The 18,438-nt window shown below is 58.2% G+C and carries 16 protein-coding genes and 1 pseudogene; 13 read left to right on the top strand and 4 right to left on the bottom strand.

From position 1 onward, the window contains the following. Positions 1-28 precede the first annotated feature (28 nt). Positions 29-1,018: a taurine ABC transporter substrate-binding protein gene (tauA, locus tag KGB25_RS00495; protein WP_008026005.1), complete on the bottom strand. Its 990-nt coding sequence runs from the start codon at positions 1,016-1,018 to the stop codon at positions 29-31. Between the two features lie 361 nt (positions 1,019-1,379). Between tauA and KGB25_RS00500 the strand changes: the two genes are divergently transcribed. From KGB25_RS00500 to KGB25_RS00540, 9 genes are all read left to right on the top strand, one after another. Next, entirely contained in the window at positions 1,380-2,714 is a 1,335-nt protein-coding gene (locus KGB25_RS00500; RefSeq protein WP_008040737.1) for an OprD family outer membrane porin, read from the top strand. Between the two features lie 373 nt (positions 2,715-3,087). After that, positions 3,088-4,449: an OprD family porin gene (locus KGB25_RS00505; protein WP_223434020.1), complete on the top strand. Its 1,362-nt coding sequence runs from the start codon at positions 3,088-3,090 to the stop codon at positions 4,447-4,449. 294 nt (positions 4,450-4,743) lie between these two features. After that, complete coding sequence (locus tag KGB25_RS00510) at positions 4,744-5,382, top strand: peroxiredoxin (RefSeq protein WP_223434021.1); 639 nt, start codon at positions 4,744-4,746, stop codon at positions 5,380-5,382. Positions 5,383-5,730: 348 nt separating this feature from the next. After that, entirely contained in the window at positions 5,731-6,324 is a 594-nt protein-coding gene (ssuE, locus tag KGB25_RS00515; protein WP_008040741.1) for an NADPH-dependent FMN reductase, read from the top strand. 89 nt (positions 6,325-6,413) lie between these two features. After that, positions 6,414-7,379 carry a sulfonate ABC transporter substrate-binding protein gene (locus KGB25_RS00520; RefSeq protein WP_223434022.1) on the top strand — a complete coding sequence of 322 codons (966 nt, stop codon included), beginning with the start codon at positions 6,414-6,416 and terminating at the stop codon, positions 7,377-7,379. A 25-nt stretch (positions 7,380-7,404) separates the two neighbouring features. Further along, the gene (ssuD, locus tag KGB25_RS00525; protein ID WP_008026018.1) at positions 7,405-8,553 is read left to right on the top strand and encodes an FMNH2-dependent alkanesulfonate monooxygenase; all 1,149 of its coding nucleotides are present in this window, start codon (positions 7,405-7,407) and stop codon (positions 8,551-8,553) included. Positions 8,554-8,561: 8 nt separating this feature from the next. Next, entirely contained in the window at positions 8,562-9,344 is a 783-nt protein-coding gene (gene ssuC / locus KGB25_RS00530; RefSeq protein WP_223434023.1) for an aliphatic sulfonate ABC transporter permease SsuC, read from the top strand. Continuing rightward, the gene (gene ssuB / locus KGB25_RS00535) at positions 9,341-10,147 is read left to right on the top strand and encodes an aliphatic sulfonates ABC transporter ATP-binding protein (RefSeq protein ID WP_008040746.1); all 807 of its coding nucleotides are present in this window, start codon (positions 9,341-9,343) and stop codon (positions 10,145-10,147) included. The genes ssuC and ssuB overlap by 4 nt, the downstream gene beginning before the upstream one ends. A 33-nt stretch (positions 10,148-10,180) precedes the next feature. After that, the gene (locus tag KGB25_RS00540) at positions 10,181-10,396 is read left to right on the top strand and encodes a molybdopterin-binding protein (RefSeq protein WP_003229256.1); all 216 of its coding nucleotides are present in this window, start codon (positions 10,181-10,183) and stop codon (positions 10,394-10,396) included. A gap of 183 nt (positions 10,397-10,579) precedes the next feature. Here KGB25_RS00540 and KGB25_RS00545 read toward each other — a convergent pair whose 3' ends face one another. The 3 genes from KGB25_RS00545 to KGB25_RS00555 all read right to left on the bottom strand — a co-directional run bounded on the left by KGB25_RS00545 (position 10,580) and on the right by KGB25_RS00555 (position 13,644). Next, the gene (locus KGB25_RS00545; protein WP_008040751.1) at positions 10,580-11,218 is read right to left on the bottom strand and encodes a TetR/AcrR family transcriptional regulator; all 639 of its coding nucleotides are present in this window, start codon (positions 11,216-11,218) and stop codon (positions 10,580-10,582) included. 91 nt (positions 11,219-11,309) lie between these two features. Further along, positions 11,310-12,035, bottom strand: coding sequence for a carbonic anhydrase (locus tag KGB25_RS00550; protein ID WP_223434024.1), 726 nt, complete (start codon positions 12,033-12,035; stop codon positions 11,310-11,312). Positions 12,036-12,267: 232 nt separating this feature from the next. Next, complete coding sequence (locus KGB25_RS00555) at positions 12,268-13,644, bottom strand: glutamine synthetase family protein (protein WP_008026026.1); 1,377 nt, start codon at positions 13,642-13,644, stop codon at positions 12,268-12,270. Between the two features lie 278 nt (positions 13,645-13,922). Between KGB25_RS00555 and KGB25_RS00560 the strand changes: the two are divergent. From KGB25_RS00560 to KGB25_RS00575, 4 genes and pseudogenes are all read left to right on the top strand, one after another. Continuing rightward, positions 13,923-14,240: pseudogene (locus KGB25_RS00560) on the top strand (gamma-glutamyl-gamma-aminobutyrate hydrolase family protein); the annotation flags it as partial. Between the two features lie 100 nt (positions 14,241-14,340). After that, positions 14,341-15,699: a glutamine synthetase family protein gene (locus tag KGB25_RS00565; RefSeq protein ID WP_008026030.1), complete on the top strand. Its 1,359-nt coding sequence runs from the start codon at positions 14,341-14,343 to the stop codon at positions 15,697-15,699. Positions 15,700-15,757: 58 nt separating this feature from the next. After that, positions 15,758-17,122, top strand: coding sequence for an aspartate aminotransferase family protein (locus KGB25_RS00570; protein WP_008040754.1), 1,365 nt, complete (start codon positions 15,758-15,760; stop codon positions 17,120-17,122). Between the two features lie 170 nt (positions 17,123-17,292). Next, a complete protein-coding gene (locus KGB25_RS00575) occupies positions 17,293-18,405 on the top strand; it encodes a polyamine ABC transporter substrate-binding protein (RefSeq protein ID WP_008026034.1) in 1,113 nt (370 codons plus the stop codon). Positions 18,406-18,438 lie beyond the last annotated feature (33 nt).

An 18,438-nucleotide genomic window follows, 5' to 3' on the forward strand; every position in this document is an offset into this window, starting at 1 on the left:
AAGCCTCGCTCCTACGGGGAACGGTGTGTTACTCGGTGACGAATTTCGCACTGACATACGGCGAATAGTCCGGCAGCACCGTCTCAACCTTGCCTTGTTCCTTCAAGAACTTCGCCGTCTCACCAATCGCCTTCGCCGTGCCGCCCTCCAGCAGCGCGGTGGTTTGTTGCGCCTTGGCGTCCGGGAATGCAGAACCGGCCAGCAGTTCCGGTACATCGGCGGCATTGGCACCGGTCAGTTTGGCGATTTTCTGTACCGGCACCGAATCCGCAGTCCAGCTGTCTTTATGTGCCGCATAGTCGGCGAACGAGTCCAGCGTCACCTTGGCGAACTTGGCGACGACGTCTGGATGTTTCTCGGCGTAATCCTTGCGCGCTACCCACACTTCAAAAGTCGGCGCACCCCACTGACCCACCTGTGCGGCGTCAGTCAACGTCTTGCCAGTCTTGCGAATTTCCCCCAGGGCGGGCGACCAGACGAACGCACCGTCGATGTCCCCACGCTTCCAGGCGGCAGCGATTTCCGCTGGTTGTAGGTTCACCACTTTGACTTTCGAGGCGTCGAGGCCCCAGTGCTTCAAGGCGCCGAGCAAGCTGTAGTGAGAGGTTGAAACGAACGGTGTGGCGATGGTCTTGCCGATCAGATCTTCCGGTTTATCGATGCCGCTGCCGTTGCGTACCACCAACGCTTCGGCGGCGTTGATCTGGGCAGAAACGATAAACGCGACGATCGGCAAATTGCGCGAGGCGGCCGCGGCCAGTGGGCTTGAACCGAGGTTGCCAATCTGTACGTCGCCCGAGGCGATGGCGGTTACTACTTCCGGTCCACTGTTGAAACGACGCCAGTCAATTTTTTGGCCGATGGTTTTCTCGTAGAGTCCATCCGCCTGGGGGACTTTGCTGGGGTCTATTCCGGTTTGATAGCCGACGGTGAGGTTCGCGGCATGGGCGGAAAAAGAAAATAATACCGATACACAAACTGTAACAATTGGGTTGGATAGTGCGCGCTTGGTCGTCATGGCGTAGGCCTTATCGATAGGAATTGTTGCGGAATTGCTTCCAAACCTAATCGATCTAAAAAACGCCTAATAAATACCATTTAGGAATTAGCTTATGAGCTGGCCGCTCTAGTCCGCGGGGCAGCAAACGGTGAGCAAAATTCCTAAACGGTATTAGAAAAGAATCCATTCATTCTTTTCAGGTTTATGACGAAATCATGACCCTGCACGGACCAAAAAACGGGGATTAGACCATGGTCGTAGACACACATGGTTACGATTGACTTGTGGGTCACGCTCTGGCGCTAATCGCGCATCTTAGGACTTGGGACATTGATTCCGGGCCAGGAATACAAGAATTAGAGACGAGAGGAGTTTAACAATGAACAAGTCCACCTTGGCGCTGGCCGTGGCCCTAGGGGTTATGGCGCAGCAGGCAGGCGCCGCCGGTTTCATCGAAGACAGCAAGGCTTCCGTCAGTTCGCGTACCTATTATTTCGACGCCGATGTCCGTGAAGGCGCCAAGACCCCAGCTAACCGTCAGCGCGAAGCCGCTGAAGGCCTCAAATTTGATTACCAGTCGGGCTTCACCCAAGGTGTCGTAGGTTTCGGTATCGATGCCCAGGCATTGGTCGGTATCCATCTGGACGGCGGCAAGGGCCATCACCCGGACAATAACTCCTTCAGCCCTAGCGATACCGACGGTTCGGCAGAGAGTTCGTGGAGCCGCGTGGCGGGCAACGTCAAGGCACGCTTCTCGAAGACAGAGGCCCACTACGGTGGTGCCCTGCAGCCAAACATGCCGATCCTGATCGCGAACGACAGTCGCGTACTGCCGCAAACCTTTGAAGGTGGCACCATCACCTCGAAGGAAATCGACAACGTGACCTTCAACGTAGGTCAGCTGGAGCACGCGACTGGTCGCGCATCCAGCAACAGCACCGGCCTGTCTGTGGCTGGCGCTACTCAGGACAGCAATCAGTTCCGTTATGCCGGTGCGGACTGGAAAGTCACCAAAGACCTGATGCTGCAGTACTACCACGCGAACCTGGAAGACTTCTACAAGCAGGACTTCCTCGGCCTGGTGCACGTCTACCCGATCGCACCCAACCAGTCGTTCAAGACCGACCTTCGTTATTTCGACAGCAGCTCCGACGGCAAGAACGGTCAGGCTGGCTACCAATTCAACAACAACGGTGGTTTCGCCAAGAACAAGGGCGAGGTCGATAACAAGACCTGGAGTGCCACGTTCACCTACACCCTGGGCGGCAACGCGTTCCTGCTCGGGCATCAGCGTGTCAACGATGACGGCGGCTTCGTCTTCTTGAACCAGGGCAACGTTGTCGATGGCAACGGTCGCAACGAAGGTGGTGGCGGCGCCAGCTTCTACTCGTTCACCGATGCCACTGTGGGCAGCTTTATCCGTGCCGGTGAAAACACCACGTACGGTCAGTACACCTATGACTTCGCGTCTTTGGGTGTACCAGGCTTGAAAGCTTCGGCTGCTTACTTGTATGGCCGGGATATCAAGACCGTCAGCGGCGCGGGTGAAGACCTGAACGAGCGGGAAACCGACTTGCGCGTAGACTATGTGATTCAAACCGGTCCACTTAAAGGGTTTGGCACGACGGTGCGTCACGGTGCTTATCGTGGCAACACCAACGCTGACCAAGACCAGACCCGTCTGATCTTCAACTACACCTACAGCTTCTTGTAAGAGATTTCGCAAAAGAGCCTCGCCGTTTGGCGGGGCTTTTTTGTGTTTTTTTCACATATGCCAATTAGGTATTACTTAGGAATTTATTATTCTTTTTGGCTTTTAAAATAAAGCCCTAAAGTGCATCCCGCCGGGGCCGATATCGAGTGTCCCGTAGCGATTAAAATGCCGCTTTTTATTCCCGCACGGCATGAAAAAGAATGAAATAAATGTATTTACGTTTACCATGCCGGCCCATTCGCCGCGCTTAGACCCTTGACTTAGACACATCAGTTGAGTGGCGCGCGGATTGCGGTTGGCGGTATCCGCACATTTCAGGATCCAGGGCATTCGACTCAGGACCGAAAAAATTAGAAACGAGAGGAGCGAAACAATGAACAAGTCCACCTTGGCCCTGGCTGTGGCCGTAGGGGTTTTGGCGCAGCAGGCAGGCGCCGCCGGTTTCATCGAAGACAGCAAAGCTACTTTGGGGCTGCGTAACTTCTACATCAACACCGATAACCGTGACGGCGCTGGTGCGAACAAAAACGAAGAATGGGGCCAAGGCTTCGATCTGCGTTTCACCTCCGGTTACACCCAAGGCACCGTCGGCTTCGGTATCGATGCTATCGGCCTGCTGGGCGTGCGTCTGGATTCCGGTGGCGGCACTAACGGTGCGACCGCTGCATCCGGGGCCAACTATGGTTCTTACGGCGGCACTGTTTTCCCAAGCAAGTCCAACGGCGAAGCGGTTGATAACTTCTCCAGCCTGGGCCTGACTGCCAAAGCCAAGATCTCCCAGACAGAATTGAAGCTGGGTACCTTGCAGCCAAAACTGCCAGTGATCGTGACCAACGACGGTCGTCTGTTGCCACAAACCTTCCAGGGTGGCCAGATCACTTCGGGCGATATCAAGGACCTTACACTGGTCGGTGGTCAGATCGAGCACGCCAAAGGTCGTAACTCCAGCAACAACGAAGAGTTGTCGATCGCTGGTGCCAACGGTCGCACTGCGGCTGGCCGCGACAGCAACAAATTCTATTACGGTGGCGGTGACTACAAAATCACCAAAGACCTGACTGCCCAGTACTACTACGGCAACCTGGAAGATTTCTACAAGCAGCACTTCCTGGGTCTGGTTCACAACTGGGCAATCGGCCCGGGCGTTCTGAAATCCGACCTGCGCTACTTCAATAGCAGCGACGACGGTGCCAACGGTCACGACTCTACCTACTACAGCACCGGCAACTACACCGCCAGTCCAAGTGGTCGCGGTAAAGTCGACAACAACCTGTACAGCGGTCTGTTCCTGTACACCGTTGCCGGTCACACCTTCGGTGGCGGTTACCAGGTCAGCAACGGCAGCAGCGACTTCCCTTGGCTGAACCAGGGTGACGGCTCGTCGGCTTACATCATCACTGACATGCAAATCCAGAAATTCGCCCGTGCCGGCGAAAAAACCTGGCAAGCACGCTACTCGTATGACTTCGCTAAAGTGGGTGTACCAGGCCTGACCGCTGGCGCTGTGTACCTCAAAGGTGACGATATCGACACCGTGGGCAGCAATGGCCGCGAGAACGCTTCGGGTCGTTCCGAGTGGGAACGCGACTTCACCCTGGCGTACGTTGTACAAGAAGGCCCGCTGAAAAACCTTGGTTTGATGTGGAAAAACGCTATGTGGCGTACCGACCTGCCGAGCACTCGTTCGCAGGACGAAAACCGCCTGATCGTCAGCTACTCGATCCCGCTGTTGTAATAGCGCTCGCGTAACCGCTGAAAAAAAGCCCCGCCCGGCATTACGCCGGGCGGGGCTTTTGCGTTTTCGGGGCGGGGTCACCCCCGTAATCCCGTCCCGAAACGTTCCCTCTTTTGCAGCGACTCAAGGCCTTCTCGAACCTTGGACGCGATAGTCGTCGCGATGACTTTGCAGGTCCAGTGAACAGATCTTTAATATTCTATTTAGGCCTAAGAATGTCTTTATTTATTCTTTTTCTAAACTCCCCAACACGAGCTACAGTTGAGTTCTACACCTACTCATCAGGAGCCCACCATGAGCATCAGACTCGGCGACATCGCACCCGACTTCGAACAGGATTCCAGCGCCGGCACCATCCGTTTCCATGAATGGCTGGGCGATAGCTGGGGCGTGCTGTTTTCCCACCCGGCGGATTTCACCCCGGTGTGCACCACCGAGCTGGGCTTCACCGCCAAGCTCAAGGATGAATTCACCCAGCGCGGGGTCAAGGCCATCGCGTTGTCGGTAGACCCGGTTGACTCGCACCACAAGTGGATCGAGGACATCAACGAAACCCAGAACACGATCGTCAACTTCCCGATCCTGGCCGACGCTGATCGCAAGGTATCGGACCTGTACGACCTGATTCACCCGAACGCCAACGACACCCTGACCGTGCGTTCGCTGTTCGTGATCGACCCGAACAAAAAGGTTCGCCTGACCATCACCTATCCGGCGAGCACCGGCCGCAACTTCCATGAAATCCTGCGGGTGATCGACTCGCTGCAACTCACCGACAACTACAAGGTGGCCACCCCGGCCAACTGGCAGGACGGTGAAGAAGTGGTGATCGTGCCGTCGCTTCAGGATCCAGAGGAAATCAAGAAGCGCTTTCCAAAGGGTTATCGCGCGGTGAAACCGTACCTGCGCCTGACGCCGCAGCCGAACAAGTAACCCGCAGCATTTTGGGCGCTGCTGAAATCGTCATCGCGAGCAGGCTCGCTCCCACAGGTAAAGCGCGATCCAATGTGGGAGCGACGGTGCGACGATTCGACCTGCTCGCGATGACGGAGTATCAGGCGCCACAGAATTCAGATTCAGCAGCATCCATAAAGCAGGGGAATTTCAGGCCGTTTTCACGGCCTGTTTTTTTGCCCGGAAGAAAGGTTTTTGCATATCTCTTAAATGCATAACCAAATGAATAAATATGATTTAAAGATATATAAATCACCTGTTAAGGTCTCTCCATCGAAGCGAGATCGCCCACTGCGAATCGCCTGCACCGTTCAAGGAATCGTCTGAATGCTGGTCGTCTCACTCGGTGGCAGTCCCAGCCAACGCTCCCGTTCCGGGGTGCTGCTGGAGCGCTCTCAACGCTGGTTGCAAGAGCAAGGTGTGGAAGTGGTGAGTTATCAGGTACGGGACTTCCCGGCCGAAGACTTGCTGCACGCACGGTTCGACAGCCCCAAGGTGATCGACCTGTTGCAACAGATTGAAAACGCCGATGGCCTGCTGATCGCCACCCCGGTGTACAAAGCGTCGTTTTCCGGCGCTCTGAAAACCGTGCTGGACCTGCTGCCCGAACGCGCCCTGGCGCACAAAGTGGTTTTGCCCATGGCCACCGGCGGCAGCATCGCTCACATGCTGGCGGTGGACTACGCACTCAAGCCAGTGCTGTCGGCATTGAAAGCCCAGGAAATGCTCCACGGGATTTTCGCTGTGGACAGCCAGATCGCTTACGGCGAAGGCAGCGTCCAGGCGCAGCTGGCGCCGGAGCTGGAACAACGACTGAATGAATCGCTGGAGCTGTTCTTCAGCGCCATGGCGCGACGGCCCAAGCCGATCGATCCGAACCTGCTGAATGATCGTTTGTTGAGTGCTCGCTGGAGCATTTAAGCCTCACCCTGACTTGATGTACTCACCTTACTCAGCCGTCAACGGTTAAGCAGGTGCAGCCAAAACCCAACTGCAAAAAGGAGAGCGCTATGCGCACTGTCATTTTGCGTCGTGGTCTGGTCGCTCTGTTTGCTGCGGCTGTAACCTTCGGCGCCATTACTCAAGCACAAGCTGAAACCCTGCGGATCGGCTATCAAAAGTACGGCACCCTGGTGCTGCTCAAAGCCAAAGGCACCCTGGAAAAACGCCTCGCCGCCCAAGGCGTCGATGTGCAATGGACTGAATTCCCCGGCGGCCCGCAGCTGCTTGAAGGCCTGAACGTAGGCTCCATCGACTTCGGTGTCACCGGCGAAACGCCTCCGGTATTTGCTCAAGCGGCGGGCGCCGATCTGCTCTACGTCGCCTACGAACCGCCTGCGCCGCACAGCGAAGCGATCCTGGTGCCGAAGGACTCGCCGATCAAATCGGTGAAGGACCTCAAGGGCAAGAAAGTCGTGCTCAACAAAGGCTCCAACGTTCACTACCTGCTGGTCCGCGCGCTTGAAGACGCCGGCCTCAAATACACCGACATCCAGACCGTCTTCCTGCCTCCGGCCGATGCCCGCGCCGCGTTCGAGCGTGGCAGTGTCGATGCCTGGGTCATCTGGGACCCGTACCAGGCCGCCGCCGAGCAGCAGCTGCAAGCGCACACCCTGCGCGATGGCAAGGGCATCGTCGACAACCATCAGTTCTACCTGGCGACCAAGCCTTACGCACAGAAAAATCCTGAGGTGATCAAGACCCTCGTGGAAGAAGTGCGCGCCGTCGGCGAATGGTCCAAGGCCAATCCTGAAGACGTGACCAAGCAGGTCTCGCCACTGCTCGGCTTGCCGGAAGACATCACCCTGACCTCGGTGAAACGCCAGGGCTACGGCGCGTTGTTCCTGACCCCGGAAGTGGTCGCTGCGCAACAGAAAATCGCCGACAGCTTCTACCAGCTCAAGCTGATTCCGAAGCCGCTCAGCATCAAAGACGTGATCTGGACGCCGCCGGCAGCCGTTGCCAAAGCGCAGTAATTCGATTCCCCAAGGAGACCACTCCATGAGCCTCAATATCTTCTGGTTCCTGCCTACCCACGGCGACGGCCATTACCTTGGCACCGCCGAAGGCGCTCGCGCCGTTGACCACGGTTATCTGCAACAAGTCGCGCAAGCGGCGGATCGCCTGGGCTTCGGCGGGGTGCTGATTCCCACTGGACGTTCGTGCGAAGACTCGTGGCTGGTGGCTGCGTCGCTGATCCCGGTGACCCAGCGTCTGAAATTCCTTGTCGCCCTGCGCCCCGGGATCATTTCCCCGACGGTGGCTGCGCGTCAGGCCGCGACACTGGATCGCCTGTCCGGCGGTCGTGCGCTGTTCAACCTGGTGACCGGCGGTGATCCGGAAGAATTGGCCGGCGATGGTTTGTTCCTGACCCACGAAGAGCGCTATCAGGCCTCGGTGGAATTCACCCGCATCTGGCGTCGCGTGCTGGAAGGCGAAACGGTCGATTACGACGGTCAGCACATCAGCGTGAAGGGCGCCAAATTGCTCTATCCGCCGATCCAGCAACCGCGTCCGCCGCTGTACTTCGGCGGCTCGTCGGAAGCCGCGCAAGACCTGGCCGCCGAGCAAGTGGAAATGGTCCTGACCTGGGGCGAACCGCCGGCCGCCGTGGCCGAGAAGATCGAACAGGTTCGCGCCAAAGCCGCGAAGCTTGGCCGCACGGTGCGCTTCGGTATTCGCTTGCACGTGATCGTCCGTGAAACCAATGCCGAAGCCTGGCAAGCGGCGGATCGACTGATCTCGCACCTGGACGACGACACCATTGCCCGTGCCCAGGCTTCCCTGGCGCGCTTCGATTCCGTGGGCCAGCAACGTATGGCGGCGCTGCATGGCGGCAGTCGCGACAACCTGGAAGTCAGCCCTAACCTGTGGGCTGGCGTCGGCCTGGTGCGTGGCGGTGCCGGTACTGCACTGGTCGGCGACGGTCCGACCGTGGCCGCCCGCGTGAAGGAATACGCGGACCTGGGCATCGACACCTTCATCTTCTCCGGTTATCCACACCTGGAAGAGTCGTACCGCGTCGCCGAGTTGCTGTTCCCGCATCTGGACATCGAGCGTCCGGAATTGCCGAAAAGCGCCGGTTACGTCAGCCCGTTTGGCGAGATGGTCGCCAACGACATTCTTCCCAAAGCAGCGTCCCAGAGCTGAGGCGCGCCATGAAGAGAATCATCCACAACCTGGCGCCCTGGGCGTTGCCGATTTTGCTGTTGGCGGTGTGGCAGTTGTCGGTGTCGGCGGGCTGGTTGTCGACACGGATTCTGCCGGCGCCGATTGCCGTGATCGAAGCCGGCGTGAGCCTGGTGCGCAGCGGTGAAATCTGGACGCACCTGGCCATCAGCGGCTGGCGTGCGGCGCTGGGCTTCACCATCGGTGGCGGCATCGGCCTGGCGCTGGGCTTCATTACCGGCCTGTCGAAATGGGGCGAGCGCCTGCTCGACAGTTCGGTGCAGATGATCCGCAACGTGCCGCACCTGGCGCTGATTCCGCTGGTGATCCTGTGGTTCGGCATCGATGAGTCGGCGAAGATTTTCCTGGTGGCGTTGGGCACCTTGTTCCCGATCTACCTCAACACCTATCACGGTATCCGCAACGTCGACCCGGCACTGGTGGAGATGGCGCGCAGCTACGGCTTGTCCGGTTTCAGTCTGTTCCGTCAGGTGATTCTACCGGGTGCATTGCCTTCGATTCTGGTCGGCGTGCGTTTTGCGCTGGGCTTCATGTGGCTGACCTTGATCGTTGCTGAAACCATCTCCGCGAGCTCCGGCATTGGCTACCTGGCAATGAACGCCCGGGAGTTTTTGCAGACCGACGTGGTAGTGCTCGCGATCCTGATGTACGCGGTGCTGGGCAAACTGGCCGACCTCGCGGCCCGTGGACTTGAACGTGTGTGGCTGCGCTGGCATCCGGCTTATCAAGTTGCCAAAGGAGGTGTCGCATGACCGCTCAACAACCTCCACGCCTGCTGCGCGGGATTCCGCTGGTGGTGCGCAAGCTGCAAAAAACCTTCGGTTCGCGGCAGGTGCTGCGCGAGATCGATCTGCACATTCCGGCCGGCCAATTCGTCGCCGTGGTGGGGCGCAGTGGTTGCGGCAAAAGTACCTTGCTGCGATTGCTCGCCGGCCTCGATAAGCCGACTGGCGGCGAGTTGCTCGCCGGTTCTGCTCCGCTGAGTGACGCGCGGGAAGACACCCGGCTGATGTTCCAGGAAGCCCGTCTGCTGCCGTGGAAAAAGGTCATCGACAACGTCGGCCTCGGGCTCTCGGGCAACTGGCGGCCACAAGCGCTGGAAGCGTTGGAGTCGGTCGGTCTGGCGGACCGCGCCAATGAATGGCCGGCGGCCTTGTCCGGCGGGCAGAAGCAACGTGTGGCCCTGGCCCGCGCGCTGATTCATCAACCGCGCCTGCTGTTGCTGGACGAACCGCTGGGCGCGCTGGATGCCCTGACCCGGATCGAAATGCAGCAACTGATCGAACGGCTCTGGCAGAAGCACGGTTTCACCGTGTTGCTGGTGACCCACGACGTCAGTGAAGCGGTGGCGATTGCCGATCGGGTGATCCTGATCGAAGAGGGCGAAGTCGGCCTCGACCTGCACGTGGAACTGCCGCGCCCTCGGGTTCGGGGTTCGCATCGGCTGGCGGCGCTGGAGACCGAAGTCCTCAATCGCGTCCTCGCGCTGCCCGGCCAGCCGCCGGAACCGGAACCTGTTTCACCCTTGCCTACGCAACTGCGCTGGGCTCAATAACTCAAGCCTCATTCAACGACAGGAATCAACATCATGACTATCAAAGCCATCAACGTTCGTAACCAGTTCAAAGGCTCGATCAAGGAAATCGTACTGGGTGACGTGCTGTCGGAAATCGACGTGCAAACCGCTTCCGGCATCGTCACGTCGGTGATCACCACCCGCTCGGTGAAAGAGCTGGAGCTGGTGGTCGGCAGCGAAGTGATCGCGTTTGTGAAATCCACCGAGGTGTCGATCGCCAAGTTGTAAGGGCGTGCACTGCACCCGACCCCGGAGGGCGTGAGCCCTTCGGGGTTTTTTGTGCATGTCTTGAACTCAGCTGTGTGGCCATCGTCGGAACGCCGCCCGGAGCCGGCTCACTCCCACATTTGGAATGCATTCCCCTGTGGGAGCGAGCCTGCTCGCGATGAGGCCGGTGCAGCTGAAAAATAATCAGGCAGGAATAGCACGCTTCGGCAAATACGGCGGCAAATACAGCCCCAAATACGCATCAAACACCCGCATCCCTTCCTCGGCCATGCGCGGCGTGATCTGCCCATGCTGCTGCACCGACCGCGCATACACCCGATCACCCAGCTCCATGGCCAGCGCAAACACATCAACGTCAGTCGGCAATTTAGGCAGTTCGAAATGATGATCGAACAGCTTGTGCATCAGGTCGCCCAGCTCAATGTCGTGCTGACGATCGGCCTGGGTGACTTCGGTCAGGCCATGCTGCGCGAGGATCAATTGGCGGGCGGCGGCGTCTTCGTCGTAGATGTCGAGCATGCGTTGTTCCACCAACCGCGACAGGTCGCGCCAGCCGTTGAGCGCATCGTGGTCGATGGGCGCTTGCAGGCAGGCGCGAAAAGCCGCGTGGACGTCGGCGGTCAGCGCTTCGAGCAGGGCCGGGACGCTGGCGAAAAAGTGGTAGACCGAGGAGGGCGGGATTTCCGCGCGTTCGGCAACGCTGTAGATCGACAGACTGGCCACGCCCTCGGCGGCCAGCAGCGTGCGGGCGGCATCGAGTATCGAATCGATCCGGGCCTGGCTGCGGGCGCGGGGTTTGCGTGGGGTGGCGAGTCGGGTCATTGAAGTCTCCTGCGGGGCAGCGGGCATTGTACGAGGCGGGTGGCACCTTGTCTGTATGGGCACCGCTGCCCGAATTGACTGTCAGGACTGTTTAGCCTCCGACGTGCACACTCCGACCGTTCAAGGGTTGAACTGGGCGTGAATTCATCGGATAGAGCACCTGGAAAGCCTCCAGTTGCGCGCGGGAAATTTCCAATGGAGTGGTCAGCACATTCCAGCGCACGCCTTCGGTACAGGGAGGTGTTGTGAGGGAGCCCATGTAGGAATAGGCGTTATGGTTTGCAGGTAATAACTGCGCAACGTTAATCGCCTCCAGGTTCGCAGTGCCACCTGTATTTTTTGGCATGGCTGCCAGGACAGTCTCCAGGTTCGGGTTGTGAGCACCCTCTTCAAACACCACGGCCACCACGGCCAGTTCGCCTGCGGCATTGCGATGAACCAGGTGTGCGTCCATCGGGAAGATGCGCCCCTGGATCATTTCTTCACTTGGCGTATGGAAATGCAGTTGTACCAAGGAGTAATGACCGGAGGCCAGATTGATTCCTCCGGCGTTCTCTGGAGTTACTTGAATCGTATGACCGTTGTTCACTACCGTGGCTTTGCCTGAATGATAGGTAAAGTTCAGAGGCTCCAGATCGGTTTTGACCGCGTCACGAATATCAATGGGCGACTGTGTTTGGCCTGACGAGCAGAGGCTGTACTCGCTCTTCAGTTCACCCCAGTTTTGTGGGCCGGTGGGGGCGGAATAGCTCCATGGGGCCGTGTCGCCAGCGGTTGCCCAGGCGGTCGTGCACAAACTGGCGACGATCAGAGTCATGGCTGTACCCAATCGCTGTTTTTTCATTTTTGTTCTCACACGTAGTCAGGGAAACGGAAAGAGTTCCGGAGTCTGGAGTGTGAGGTGGTGGTCAGGGGACAGATGTCGTTAGCGTCTGACGAATTCGTAGGAGTTTTCTTTGGTTTTTGGTCGCAAGCACTCCATAACAAATCGCGAGCAAAAAAAACGCCGCAAGCTGTGAAGCCTGCGGCGTTGTTTTCACTGCAACCGCTTAAACGGTATGCAGATACCAGTTGTACTCAAGGTCGGAGATGGAGTGTTCAAACTCCTCCAGCTCACTTTCCTTGCAGGCCACGAAGATATCGATGTATTTCGGATCGATGTACTTGGCCATGACTTCGCTGTCGTCCAGCTCGCGCAGTGCATCGCGCAGGTTGTTCGGCAGGCTTTGCTCGTTCTGCTCGTAGGAGTTGCCTTCCACGGGGGCACCCGGCTCGATCTTGTTGGTCAGGCCGTGGTGCACGCCCGCCAGCACCGAAGCCATCAACAGGTACGGGTTGGCGTCGGCGCCGGCTACACGGTGTTCGATGCGCACGGCATCGGCGGCGCCGGTGGGTACGCGAATCGCTACGGTGCGGTTGTCCAGGCCCCAGCACGGCGAGTTCGGCACATAGAACTGTGCGCCGAAACGACGGTAGGAGTTGACGTTCGGGCAGAGGAAAGCCATCTGCGCCGGTAGGGTCTCGAGCACACCGCCGATCGCGTGTCGCAGCGCGGCGTTCTGCTCGGGATCCTCGCTGGCAAAAATGTTTTTGCCGTCTTTATCAAGAATCGAAATGTGGACGTGCAGACCGTTGCCCGCCTGGCCCGGGTAAGGCTTGGCCATGAAGGTGGTGTCCATCTCATGGTCGTAGGCGATGTTCTTGATCAGGCGCTTGAGCAGGACCGCATAGTCGCAAGCCTTGATCGGGTCGGCCACGTGGTGCAGGTTCACTTCGAACTGCGCCGGGGCACTTTCCTTGACGATGGCGTCGGCCGGGATGCCTTGCTCTTTTGCACCTTCCAGAATGTCCTGGAGGCAGTCGACGTATTCGTCGAGGTCGTCGATCAGGTAGACCTGTGTCGAGTGCGGGCGTTTACCGGAAACCGGCGAGCGAGGTGGTTGCGGACGGCCGTTCACGTTCTCCTGGTCGATCAGGTAGAACTCCAGCTCGAACGCGGCGCAGATGGTCAGGCCCATTTCGTCGAACTTGCGCACCACGTTGGCCAGCACTTCGCGCGGGTCGGCGAAGAATGGCTCGCCTTCGAGTTCATGCATGGTCATCAACAGTTGCGCGGTAGGGCGCTTCTGCCAGGGCTCATTGCACAGGGTGTCAGGGATTGGATAGCAGATTCGGTCAGCATCGCCGATGTCCAGGCCCAGGCCGGTGCTTTCCACCGTCGAGCCGTTGATATCCAGAGCAAATAGAGAGGCCGGCAGGTTGATGCCTTTCTCGTAAACCTTGTGGAGGCTGGTGCGTTCAATGCGCTTGCCGCGCACCACACCATTCATATCCGCAATCAGAAGGTCAACGTACAGAACCTCAGGATGTTCCTTAAGGAACGCGTTCGCTTCGTTAAGCTGAACGGCACGCGGGGGTACCGACATGATGCAACACCTTTGTTGTTAAAAATATCAATCATTGATCTCTTCGGATTCCAGTCAACCCGAACGGCATGCCGAAGTCAAGCGAGGCCTTTTTTGCCCTAAAAAAGCGCCCATGAGGCTTTTTTGAGGCACTTTGGGGCGTTTTTATGCCTTTGAATGCTTTGCCGTCCGCGGGCTTGAGCGGGCCGTGTTGTATTTTTTACGGGGGTGTTGTGTAAAAAAATGAACAAGGCTAAGCTCGATTCAAACCCATAACAGCAATAATACCGGGGTGCTTCATGTCTCGCCTGCCGTTAATCGGCGTCGCCGTCTGCTCTAAGCAGATCGGTCTGCATGCTTATCACATCAGTGGCGATCGTTACGCTCACGCCAGGGCCCGTGTTGCCAAAGGCGTGCCGTCGACTCTTCCTTCCCCGGCAAAACGGCTGGTTCCGTCCGATATTCTGGACGGTCTGCGCGACATTCTCTTTACGGGTTGTCCTTCCAATATAGAACCGTTTTACCTGGCTGGCCCGACCAACGTGTCGGTCATTGCTCGTGATTCTGCACGCCTTGCATTGTTCCCGTTCACCCATGCCGTCGTCGAGGCAGGTATTTGTGCGCGGCAATTGCAGTGGCAATCTGTACCAAGCGACGCCCGTGCGTCAAACAACGCCTGACTTATAAGAGTCAGGAAACTCAGCCTAAGAGGCATTTATGAGTAACAACCTCGACCAGCTCACCGATTGGTTGAAAGACCACAAGATCACAGAAGTCGAATGCATGATCGCCGACTTGACCGGGATCACCCGGGGCAAGATTTCGCCGACCAACAAGTTCATTGCTGAAAAAGGCATGCGCCTGCCCGAGAGCGTTCTGTTGCAGACCGTGACCGGCGACTATGTCGAAGACGACATCTATTACGAACTGCTCGACCCGGCCGACATCGACATGATCTGCCGTCCCGACTCGAATGCAGTGTTCCTGGTGCCATGGGCCATCGAGCCGACCGCCCAGGTGATCCACGACACTTATGACAAGCAAGGCAACCCGATCGAGCTGTCGCCGCGCAACGTGCTTAAAAAGGTTCTGAAGCTCTATTCCGACAAGGGCTGGCAGCCAATCGTGGCGCCGGAAATGGAGTTTTACCTGACCAAGCGTAGCGACGACCCCGACTACCCGCTGCAACCGCCAATCGGTCGCTCGGGGCGCCCGGAAATCGGCCGCCAGTCGTTCTCGATTGAAGCGGCCAACGAATTCGATCCGCTGTTCGAAGACGTCTACGACTGGTGCGAACTGCAGGAGCTGGACCTCGACACGCTGATCCACGAGGACGGCACGGCGCAGATGGAAATCAACTTCCGTCACGGCGATGCCCTGTCCCTGGCTGACCAGATCCTGGTGTTCAAACGCACCATGCGCGAAGCCGCGCTCAAGCACGACGTGGCCGCCACTTTCATGGCCAAGCCGATGACCGGCGAGCCGGGCAGTGCGATGCACCTGCACCAGAGCATCATCGACATTGAGACCGGCAAGAACGTCTTCTCCAATGAAGACGGGACCATGAGCCAGTTGTTCCTGCATCACATCGGTGGCTTGCAGAAACTGATCCCCGAGCTGTTGCCGCTGTTCGCCCCGAACGTCAACTCGTTCCGCCGCTTCCTGCCGGATACGTCGGCGCCGGTGAACGTGGAGTGGGGTGAAGAGAACCGCACCGTGGGCCTGCGGGTGCCGGATGCCGGGCCGCAAAACCGTCGGGTGGAAAACCGCCTGCCGGGGGCTGATGCCAACCCGTACCTGGCGATTGCCGCGAGCTTGCTCTGCGGTTACATCGGCATGGTCGAAGGCTTGAACCCAAGTGCGCCGGTGGTGGGGCGCGGCTATGAACGCCGCAACCTGCGCCTGCCACTGACCATCGAGGACGCGCTGGATCGCATGGAAAACAGCGCGACCATCGAGAAATACCTGGGCAAGAAATTCATCACTGGCTACGTCGCGGTCAAGCGGGCCGAGCATGAAAACTTCAAGCGCGTGATCAGCTCCTGGGAGCGGGAATTCCTGCTCTTCGCCGTCTGATGCGCCGGGCGCCGCTGCTTTTGGCGGCGCCTTTCACCGAAATCTTAGGAGAGTTCGCATGACCAGCAACAACCCGCAAACCCGTGAATGGCAAACCCTGAGCAACGATCACCACCTGGCCCCGTTCAGCGACTTCAAGCAGCTGAAAGAGAAAGGCCCGCGGATCATCACCAACGCCAAGGGCGTTTACCTCTGGGACAGCGAAGGCAACAAGATCCTCGACGGCATGGCCGGCCTGTGGTGCGTAGCGATCGGCTACGGTCGCGATGAACTGGCTGATGCCGCCAGCAAGCAAATGCGCGAGTTGCCTTACTACAACCTGTTCTTCCAGACCGCTCACCCGCCGGTGCTCGAGCTGGCCAAGGCCATTGCCGACATCGCGCCAGAAGGCATGAACCATGTGTTCTTCACCGGTTCCGGCTCCGAAGGCAACGACACCATGCTGCGTATGGTCCGCCACTATTGGGCGATCAAGGGCCAGCCGAAAAAGAAAGTCATCATCAGCCGCAAGAACGGTTATCACGGTTCCACCGTGGCCGGCGCGAGCCTGGGTGGCATGACGTACATGCACGAACAAGGCGACTTGCCGATCCCGGGCATCGTCCACATCGCCCAGCCTTACTGGTTCAGTGAAGGCGGCAACATGACACCGGAAGAGTTCGGTGTGTGGGCAGCCAATCAGCTGGAAGAGAAGATTCTGGAAATCGGCGTGGACAACGTCGGTGCCTTTATTGCCGAGCCGATCCAGGGTGCCGGTGGCGTGATCATTCCGCCAGACACCTACTGGCCGCGCATCAAGGAAATCCTCGCCAAGTACGACATCCTGTTCGTGGCGGACGAAGTGATCTGTGGTTTCGGCCGCACCGGTGAGTGGTTCGGTACCGATTTCTACGGCCTCAAACCCGACATGATGACCATCGCCAAAGGCCTGACGTCCGGCTACATCCCGATGGGTGGCCTGATCGTTCGTGACGAAGTGGTGGCGGTGCTCAACGAGGGCGGCGATTTCAACCACGGTTTCACCTACTCCGGGCACCCGGTGGCGGCGGCGGTGGCGCTGGAAAACATCCGCATCCTGCGCGAAGAAAAAATTATCGAGCGCGTTCATGCAGAAACGGCACCTTACTTGCAGAAACGTTTGCGGGAACTGAGCGATCACCCGTTGGTGGGGGAAGTGCGCGGGGTGGGGCTGTTGGGGGCCATCGAACTGGTTCAGGACAAGGCCACGCGCAAGCGTTACGAAGGCAAGGGCGTCGGCATGATCTGCCGCACATTCTGCTTCGACAACGGGCTGATCATGCGTGCCGTCGGCGACACCATGATCATTGCTCCGCCACTGGTGATCACCAAGGCTGAAATCGATGAGCTGGTGACCAAGGCACGCAAGTGTCTGGACCTGACCCTGAGTGCGTTGCAGGGCTAAGTGCTAGGCTCTGAGCGGGAGACATGAAACTTTCGCTCAGGGCAGTCGCAAACGGCGGCCTTTCCTTGAAAGACCGCCACCGATCTTGCCAGACTAGCCGCGGTTCCAGTTGCCCGGGTTTGGCCGCTGAACAAAGTGGTTCAAAAAAGAAAAAATTTGGAGCATTACGCATGAAGGCATTAGGAAAAAAGCTTGCTGGCAAGACACTTCTCGCCATGTCCCTGATGGGCATTATGGCGGGTGCGGTTCAGGCGGACGACAAGGTGTTGCACGTCTATAACTGGTCCGATTACATCGCTCCGGACACCATCAAGAAGTTCGAAACCGAGTCCGGCATCAAAGTCGTTTACGACGTATTCGACAGTAACGAAACCCTGGAAGCCAAGTTGCTGGCAGGCAAGTCCGGTTACGACATCGTCGTACCGTCGAACAACTTCCTGGCCAAGCAGATCAAGGCCGGCGTTTACCAGAAGCTGGACAAGTCCAAGCTGCCTAACTGGAAGAACCTGAACACTGACCTGCTCAAAGCGGTATCGGTGAGCGACCCGGGCAACGAACATGCCTTCCCGTACATGTGGGGTTCGATCGGTATCGGCTTCAACGCCGAGAAGGTCAAGGCAGCACTGGGCGCCGATGCACCGACCAATTCCTGGGACCTGTTGTTCAAACCTGAAAACATCGCGAAGTTGAAATCGTGTGGCGTCAGTTTCCTTGATTCGCCAACCGAGATGATTCCGGTGGCGTTGCACTACCTGGGCTATCCAACCGACAGCCAGGACAAAAAACAATTGGCCGAAGCCGAAGCGCTGTTCCTGAAGATTCGTCCTTCGGTTGGCTACTTCCACTCGTCCAAGTACATCTCCGACCTGGCCAACGGCAACATCTGCGTAGCCGTGGGTTACTCGGGTGACATCTACCAGGCCAAAGCGCGCGCCGCCGAAGCCGGTGACAAGGTGAAAGTCAGCTACAACATTCCGAAAGAAGGTGCCGGCAGCTTCTACGACATGGTCGCCATCCCTAAAGATGCCGAAAACGTCGAAGGCGCCTACAAGTTCATGACCTTCCTGCAAAAGCCGGAAATCATGGCTGAAATCACCAACGCGGTACGTTTCCCGAACGGTAACGCGGCGGCCACTCCTCTGGTCGAAAAAGAAATCACCGAAGATCCGGGTGTCTACCCGCCTGCCGATGTGCTGGCCAAGCTGTACGCGATTGCCGATTTGCCGGCCGCGACCCAGCGGATCCTGACTCGCAGCTGGACCAAGATCAAATCCGGTAAGTAAGCAGTAGTAACCCTTGTAGGAGCGAGCCTGCTC

It is taken from the genome of Pseudomonas sp. BF-RE-21 (assembly GCF_019947305.1).
Taxonomy (GTDB): Bacteria; Pseudomonadota; Gammaproteobacteria; order Pseudomonadales; family Pseudomonadaceae; genus Aquipseudomonas; species Aquipseudomonas migulae.

Coding starts and splice junctions, on each gene's coding strand:
- KGB25_RS00545 (WP_008040751.1), bottom strand. CDS start 11,218: ATGACCCGACTCGCCACCCCACGCAAACCCCGCGCCCGCAGCCAGGCC.
- tauA (WP_008026005.1), bottom strand. CDS start 1,018: ATGACGACCAAGCGCGCACTATCCAACCCAATTGTTACAGTTTGTGTA.
- KGB25_RS00570 (WP_008040754.1), top strand. CDS start 15,758: ATGACCAGCAACAACCCGCAAACCCGTGAATGGCAAACCCTGAGCAAC.
- KGB25_RS00500 (WP_008040737.1), top strand. CDS start 1,380: ATGAACAAGTCCACCTTGGCGCTGGCCGTGGCCCTAGGGGTTATGGCG.
- KGB25_RS00510 (WP_223434021.1), top strand. CDS start 4,744: ATGAGCATCAGACTCGGCGACATCGCACCCGACTTCGAACAGGATTCC.
- KGB25_RS00540 (WP_003229256.1), top strand. CDS start 10,181: ATGACTATCAAAGCCATCAACGTTCGTAACCAGTTCAAAGGCTCGATC.
- KGB25_RS00550 (WP_223434024.1), bottom strand. CDS start 12,035: ATGACTCTGATCGTCGCCAGTTTGTGCACGACCGCCTGGGCAACCGCT.
- ssuD (WP_008026018.1), top strand. CDS start 7,405: ATGAGCCTCAATATCTTCTGGTTCCTGCCTACCCACGGCGACGGCCAT.
- KGB25_RS00575 (WP_008026034.1), top strand. CDS start 17,293: ATGAAGGCATTAGGAAAAAAGCTTGCTGGCAAGACACTTCTCGCCATG.
- KGB25_RS00505 (WP_223434020.1), top strand. CDS start 3,088: ATGAACAAGTCCACCTTGGCCCTGGCTGTGGCCGTAGGGGTTTTGGCG.
- KGB25_RS00555 (WP_008026026.1), bottom strand. CDS start 13,644: ATGTCGGTACCCCCGCGTGCCGTTCAGCTTAACGAAGCGAACGCGTTC.
- ssuC (WP_223434023.1), top strand. CDS start 8,562: ATGAAGAGAATCATCCACAACCTGGCGCCCTGGGCGTTGCCGATTTTG.
- ssuB (WP_008040746.1), top strand. CDS start 9,341: ATGACCGCTCAACAACCTCCACGCCTGCTGCGCGGGATTCCGCTGGTG.
- KGB25_RS00565 (WP_008026030.1), top strand. CDS start 14,341: ATGAGTAACAACCTCGACCAGCTCACCGATTGGTTGAAAGACCACAAG.
- ssuE (WP_008040741.1), top strand. CDS start 5,731: ATGCTGGTCGTCTCACTCGGTGGCAGTCCCAGCCAACGCTCCCGTTCC.
- KGB25_RS00520 (WP_223434022.1), top strand. CDS start 6,414: ATGCGCACTGTCATTTTGCGTCGTGGTCTGGTCGCTCTGTTTGCTGCG.